The sequence below is a fragment of the Blautia sp. AF17-9LB genome (assembly GCF_003479185.1).
GTDB lineage: Bacteria > Bacillota > Clostridia > Lachnospirales > Lachnospiraceae > Fusicatenibacter > Fusicatenibacter saccharivorans.
On the sequence record NZ_QUGU01000009.1, the window covers coordinates 152616 to 158950 of the forward strand.

Annotated in this window: 7 protein-coding genes; 2 read left to right on the top strand and 5 right to left on the bottom strand. The window is 42.8% G+C overall.

Annotated elements, in window-relative coordinates:
- Positions 1-56 precede the first annotated feature (56 nt).
- The 4 genes from DWX00_RS11335 to DWX00_RS11355 all read right to left on the bottom strand — a co-directional run bounded on the left by DWX00_RS11335 (position 57) and on the right by DWX00_RS11355 (position 3901).
- The gene (locus tag DWX00_RS11335) at positions 57-1001 is read right to left on the bottom strand and encodes an ABC transporter permease (RefSeq protein ID WP_022462693.1); all 945 of its coding nucleotides are present in this window, start codon (positions 999-1001) and stop codon (positions 57-59) included.
- Between the two features lie 257 nt (positions 1002-1258).
- The gene (locus DWX00_RS11345) at positions 1259-1810 is read right to left on the bottom strand and encodes a stage V sporulation T C-terminal domain-containing protein (RefSeq protein WP_055221761.1); all 552 of its coding nucleotides are present in this window, start codon (positions 1808-1810) and stop codon (positions 1259-1261) included.
- A 172-nt stretch (positions 1811-1982) separates the two neighbouring features.
- On the bottom strand, positions 1983-2876 hold the full coding sequence (locus tag DWX00_RS11350) for a DegV family protein (protein ID WP_118595257.1): 894 nt from the start codon (positions 2874-2876) through the stop codon (positions 1983-1985).
- Positions 2877-3451: 575 nt separating this feature from the next.
- On the bottom strand, positions 3452-3901 hold the full coding sequence (locus DWX00_RS11355; RefSeq protein WP_055221751.1) for an Rrf2 family transcriptional regulator: 450 nt from the start codon (positions 3899-3901) through the stop codon (positions 3452-3454).
- 230 nt (positions 3902-4131) lie between these two features.
- Between DWX00_RS11355 and DWX00_RS11360 the strand changes: the two genes are divergently transcribed.
- Positions 4132-4758: a DUF3786 domain-containing protein gene (locus tag DWX00_RS11360; protein WP_055226247.1), complete on the top strand. Its 627-nt coding sequence runs from the start codon at positions 4132-4134 to the stop codon at positions 4756-4758.
- On the opposite strand, the gene DWX00_RS11365 is transcribed toward DWX00_RS11360, so the two are convergent.
- Positions 4680-5327 (bottom strand): TetR/AcrR family transcriptional regulator, encoded by a 648-nt coding sequence (locus DWX00_RS11365; RefSeq protein WP_019162593.1) that lies wholly within the window; start codon positions 5325-5327, stop codon positions 4680-4682. The two genes, DWX00_RS11360 and DWX00_RS11365, sit on opposite strands and share 79 nt — an antisense overlap.
- A 168-nt stretch (positions 5328-5495) precedes the next feature.
- Between DWX00_RS11365 and DWX00_RS11370 the strand changes: the two genes are divergently transcribed.
- Entirely contained in the window at positions 5496-6266 is a 771-nt protein-coding gene (locus tag DWX00_RS11370) for an ATP-binding protein (protein WP_117762263.1), read from the top strand.
- Positions 6267-6335 lie beyond the last annotated feature (69 nt).

Genomic DNA, 6335 nt, shown 5'->3' on the forward strand with positions numbered 1-6335 from the left:
GTGGGCGGCTCCCTGCGACCTTTCGGTCGCAGGGAGCGGATGATCGAAAGCTCCCGTCAGTCTTTTACGCGGATGCGCGGATCAATTCTGCCATACAGCAGATCTACCACGAAATTGATGATAATAATGAGGGCGGCGATCAGTACAAGGATGCCCTGAACCACGGGGTAATCGCGGTTGGAGATCGAAGTGATCAGAAGATTGCCCATGCCCGGAATCGAAAAAACCTGTTCCAGAATAATGCTGTTTGCCACAATATCTGCGATTGTCATGCCCCAGAAGGTCAGTACCGGAATCAGGGCGTTTTTCAGCACATGGTGATACATAACACGGCGTGTACTGTTTCCGCGGGAATAGGCGGTGCGCACATAGTCGGCATCGAGCTGCGAGAGCACAGAGCTGCGCAGCATTTTGACAGCCATGGAACAGCGCGGAAGTGCAATGGCGGCAGACGGTGCAACAAGATAACCGATAAAACCGGAAAAATTTTCAGAAATCGGCACATAGGCGCCCGGCTGAAACCATTTGAGAATCAGACCGAAAAGATACGTGATCAGAATACCGATGAAAAATCCCGGCACAGACATGATCACCTGATTGATCGTCATGATCAGCCGGTCCAGATGGCCTCCGGCGTGCTGTGCTGTGAAAATGCCGATGGGAATCGAGACAACAAGGATCATCAGGAATGCGATAACGGTGATAGCGATGGTAATCGGAACTTTATCGCGGATCAGTTCTCCGACCGGCATCGAGTATGAATACGAGGTGCCGAGATCTCCATGAAAAAAGCCGGTTACCCACGAAGCATACCGTTCCAGAACCGGCCGATCCAGTCCCATTTCCTTTTGCAGAGCCTCAATCCGCTCCGGCGTCGCCTCCGTGCCAAGCTGCGATTTTGCCGCATCTCCGGGTATGACGGAAAAGGCAAAGAACGATAAAAAGGATACAAGAAGCAGCGTAAGAAGGAGAGAGCCGAATTTCTTTGCAATGTATTTCATGAATGGAAATTCCTCCTTGTGTAATGTAGGATACTCCGGGAATTTTTCCCGGCTTATAAAAGCAGGCACAGAAAAGCTTCGGGCGTATCGGCTGAAGGTTTTCGTGCACGTCATTTTTATTGTAGACAATGCAGGTGTAAATAGCAAGATAAAATTGGAATATCTCGAATTACAGAATAACAGGAAAAGGCCTCTTGCATAACCGGTGCGGATGATGCAAAAAGCCTTTGATAAATTGCCTTCGATAAATCCCCTGTTTAGTTTTCCATTTCCCGTCCGAGGTACGTTGCCGCTACCTGGAGGAGCTTCTTTTCCGTATCGCCCGGCAGGGACTCCCTGTCTTTGCCGCAGAGAATGACCGAACCGATGGCATCACCGGAGGAGAGAATCGGAAAAATGAGCTCCGGCAGAGGAGTAGTATTGTCTGTGTTTTCCAAAATTGAAAAATAAGCCTTTTCACCGGGACGCGCAAGTACTGTTTTCCGGTTCAGAATCGCTTCCTCCAGCCGGCTGCTGATGGACTTGCCAAGATAATTTTTCTGTTCCGGCCCGTTTGCCGCTACAATCTGTTCCTGATCCGAAACACAGACGAGACATCCGGTCACCGTTGAAATCGATTTTGTAAACCCTGCTGCGCATTCCGCCAGCTCTTCGATCGGTGAGTATTTTTTCAGGATAATCTCACCCTCCCGTCCGGTATAAATTTCCATGGCCTGTCCCTCCCGGATCCGCATCGTGCGCCGGATTTCCTTGGGAACTACCACACGCCCCAGATCATCAATCCTTCGAACAATTCCCGTCGCTTTCATATGAAAAATTCCTCCTGTTTCCGCAATGTACTTTCCATAATTTGTACTGTATGGGTAGTATGTGGAAAAACAGGTGGAATTATGCATGGAAAAAAGAAACAGTATTTCCGCTGTTTGCAGCAATTTCGGAAAAAATACAGTGGAACAGCAGTGGTTAGTCTGGTTGCTCCTTTTACAGAAGACTGCGGTCTTTTCCGAGATAGAACAAAGCGATCGTATCCGGTCCGACGTGGCTTCCGGTGCAGTAATCGTAGGAAGTATTGATAAATTCACGCACCTTCACTCTTTTCTGGATTTCTTCCATCATATAAAGAGATTCCTCATAGGCATCTGCATGTGCGATTCCGACGATCTGGTTTTCCGGGTCTTCGATCGTTTCACAGAAAAGACGAATCAGTTCATTTAAAACGGCCTTGCGTCCGCGGACATTCTTATAAGAAACGATATAGCCATCTTCATTTCCACGCAGAATCGGTTTGATTTTCAGCATATTTCCGACCACAGCGACACTTCCCTTGATTCTTCCGGTGCGGGAAAGATATTTCAGATCGCCGACGGTGAAAATGCCGTTCATTTTGCCGACGTAGGTTTCCAGAAGATCTGCCGCTTCGTCTACGTTCATGCCCCGATCGCGCATTTCGCTGGCATAGATGGCGAGGATGCCCTGTGCAAGAGAGGCATTCAGGGAATCGACGAGGCGGATTTTACGTTTTCCGCCGTATTCCTCAAGAAGCTCCTCGGCAGCAAGTCTTGCGGAGTTATAAGTTCCGCTGATGTTTTTGCTTAAGGAAAGATAGATGACATCCTGATCTGCCTCAAGAGCGGTGCGGAACGCATCCGCAAAATTTGCGGTGCTGATCAGTCCGGTCTTGATTTCACAGCCGGTGCGCATGGCATTGTAATATTCTTTTCCTTTTGAAAGCTCCTCTTCCGGTGACAGATCCGGGTCGAAGCAGACCAGCTCTTTTCCATTCACAAGATTGACGAAAGAAACGACATGGATATCGTATTTTTTCGCAGTAACAGCAGGCAGATTTGCCGCTGAATCAACAAAAACCTGAAACATAAATAAAATTCTCCTTTGTAGTGTAAATGTCCCCCAAAATGATGTAACTTTTGATAAGCATTGTAGCACATTGTATCACCAAAGAAGAGAGATTTCAATGGAAGATAGACAACATACTACAAAGGAGTGTGCCGACAAGTTGATTCCTGAAATCATCTGTTTTCGGAAGAAATTTGACCAGGTATCAATGCATAGTAATAATGACCAAAAACAGCAGACGTATTTTTAGTAAAAACCGCTTTTGAAATAAAATTGTTTTATCTATAAATGAGCAAGTTCGTGATTTTGCATAAAAGAAAGACACCTTGATTCTTGATGTTGTATAATGAAAGTGACGAAACAAACATTTGCAACATTTACGAAAGAAGGTGCCTCTTGCAAATACTATACATCATTCTTTATTCATATACAACCAGCTTAAGCAATTAAGGATAGAGTAAACTTACTGTCAGTTGGAGAGTTGCAGAAGATTCCCTGCTATGAACTTGACCAGATTGTTTTCTCATAGTCTACTTCTCCCACAGTGTTTTGGTAGCATTTCGTATTTGCTGAAGGTACATGAAAGTGTTCTCCTGTTAAATAATATTCTGTAAGTTATTTTCTATAGATATCCGCTGATAGTAGGTATCTATGATATCCTGCAAAGTAATCGTATTCATTTTTTCTTCGGCAGCCTTTTGAATTTCATTATAAAATCCCTGCAAAGATAACTGAATGTTAATACCAACGCCACAATCTGGATTGGTATGAGTATCTAAATGAAGCAATGGTTTATCACCTTCAACTGCTTTATAAATATCCAGCAATGTAATCTGATCGGCTGGTTTTGAAAGAGAAGGACGGGCATGTCCGGCTACACTGGTCATAAGTTCAGCTTTTTTTAGTTTTAACATAAGCTGGCGTACAAAGCCGGGATTTGTATGGACACTTTCTGCAATTGAGGCACTGGAGAGGGATTTTTCCTGGTTGATAGCAATCAGAACCATCACATGAACAGTATCACTTAATTTCGTTGAATATTTCATGATAAGAAACTCCTTGTAGTATGATATAATGATCTTGTTTTCACGTTTTTGGGATGAAAATATTTCTGGTTTGTTTAAAACATCCTAAGTTCTCAACAGTTCTTTTTAATGTGTTGATAAACTGTACATTTTTTAATGCTTTGATGATTGTAAATAATATAATTACAACTATAATGGAGATTAAAGGAAAAGTCAACACAGATACTATAAATGCTCACAAAGGAGAACTTATGGAATACAAAAATCAAACAGAAAATCGTGCATTTCAGGAAATGTTGCAGGCAGCAGTAAAACGGCTGCAAAATCGTTCCGGAGAGGAGATTGCTGCAAAAAGCGGGGCTGTTTTTCATAGCAGCCGGAATGTGCTTGAAGTACTGAGTTTTTATGAAACAATTGAAATTCAACTCCCTGAGTTTCGTATTAACTCAAACGTGGACGAATGGCATTATCTGACATTGCTGCATTATCTGGATATGGCCGATGGCACAGAAGGCTCACAGAAGCTCATTACTTTTGGTAACCTGAAAGATGGATTGATACGGGGAACCAAGTTTGACCGGACTGCAGAGCAGAAACTGGAAAAGCTTTTGCAGGATAAAGATCCTGAGAAAATTCAGAAAGCATGTAAAAACCTGGGTGCAGAATTCACAGAGACAAAGGCGGATCTGTGTGCTGTTTTTCCAGTTCTGCCAAGATATCCGGTAACTTTAAAGATATGGTTTGCAGATGAAGAATTTCCTGCATCTGGCAAAATATTTCTTCAGGATCATGCCGATCATTATCTGAGTGTAGAAGATGCGGTAACAGTTGGAGAAATTTTGCTGCAAAAATTATCGGAAGCCTTTTCTTCTCTCTGATCATGAATCAGAAAACTTTCCAACCCGGCTTTGATAAATTTGTCGATTACTGTCTGAATCTGTTTCCAGTCATTACAGTGATTGCGGAGCATCAGTCTGTTGATGGAAAGGCAGCCATTCATTTGAAAATAAAAAACCGATTCTGCCTGTTCAAAGGTCAGGAGGCTGTGTGACATAAGCCAGGTCACATAGCCTTCTTTTGTATTTTCTGCTATTTTTTCCAGAAGAATAGGGGCAATTGCATCATCCAGAAACAGTGCCCTGTATTGTGATTCCATCTGTATTTTCTGACAGAACGGATAGGAACAGCTTTTTTGATTTAGACAGAATAAATGATCTACAGTTGTTAACATATCCTGAGTCATATCATTAAAAATATCTGATAATACATCATGGATATCGTAGTAATGAAGATAAAAAGTGCCACGGTTGATTTCAGCATTTTTGCAGATCTCTGTAACTGTAATTTTCGTAAAACTTTTCTGATTTAACAACTCTAAGAACGTATCTTTTATGGTTTGCCTGGTATAGCGGGTACGGCGATCTTGTTTTCTCGTTTTTTCTGACATTATATACTCCTGTATTAGTTAGTATCATATAATTTCTCAACAATTTTTCTGATGTGTTGAGTAACCATACAAATCTCACAGATTGATTATTGTAATTTATATAGTAACAACTATAATGAGGTTTAAAGAAAAAGTCAACAGATTGTTCAGAATTTTAGGAGGAAAAACATGGGACATGTAATTGCAGTATCAGGAAAAGGCGGCGTAGGAAAAACAACTCTTTGTGGATTGTTGATCCAGTATTTATGTGAAAGCGGAAAACGTCCGGTCCTAGCGGTGGATGCAGATGCAAATGCAAATTTGAACGAAGTGCTCGGTGTTGAGCCGGAGGTCACACTTGGGGAGCTGAGAGAAGAAATTGAGCGGGCAGGCATAGACCCACGATATCAGATTCCCTCCGGTATGACAAAACAGGCATATCTGGAAATGCGTCTTTCTGATGCGATTGCAGAAGAAGACGATTATGATTTGATGGTAATGGGACGAACCCAGGGACAGGGCTGCTATTGTTTTGTAAATGGCCTTGTGCAGACCCAGGTTCAGAAACTGCAAAGCCATTATCCATATATTGTGGTTGATAACGAAGCGGGTATGGAACACATCAGCAGAGGAATTCTGCCAATGATGGAAGTTGCGATTCTTGTGAGTGACTGTTCCAGAAGAGGTGTTCAGGCAGCCGGACGTATTGCAAAGCTGATGAATGAATTAAACTTTAAACCACAGAAAACTGGATTAATCGTGAATCGTGTTCCGGATGGAAAACTGGATGCCGGAACTCTGGAAGAAATCCGAAATCAGGGATTGGAACTGTTAGGCGTTGTACCACATGATGACCAGGTATATCAGTATGACTGTGATGGAAAGCCGATCATACGGCTTCCGAAAGATTCTCCTGTAAGAAGTGCACTGGGAGAAATTGTAAAGAAGTTAGGATTGTGAGTTGGAGGATTGAAAGTTTGAAAACTGCGCGTCGCATTCTCGTTACTTCAGCCTGCAAATAAAAAGTCA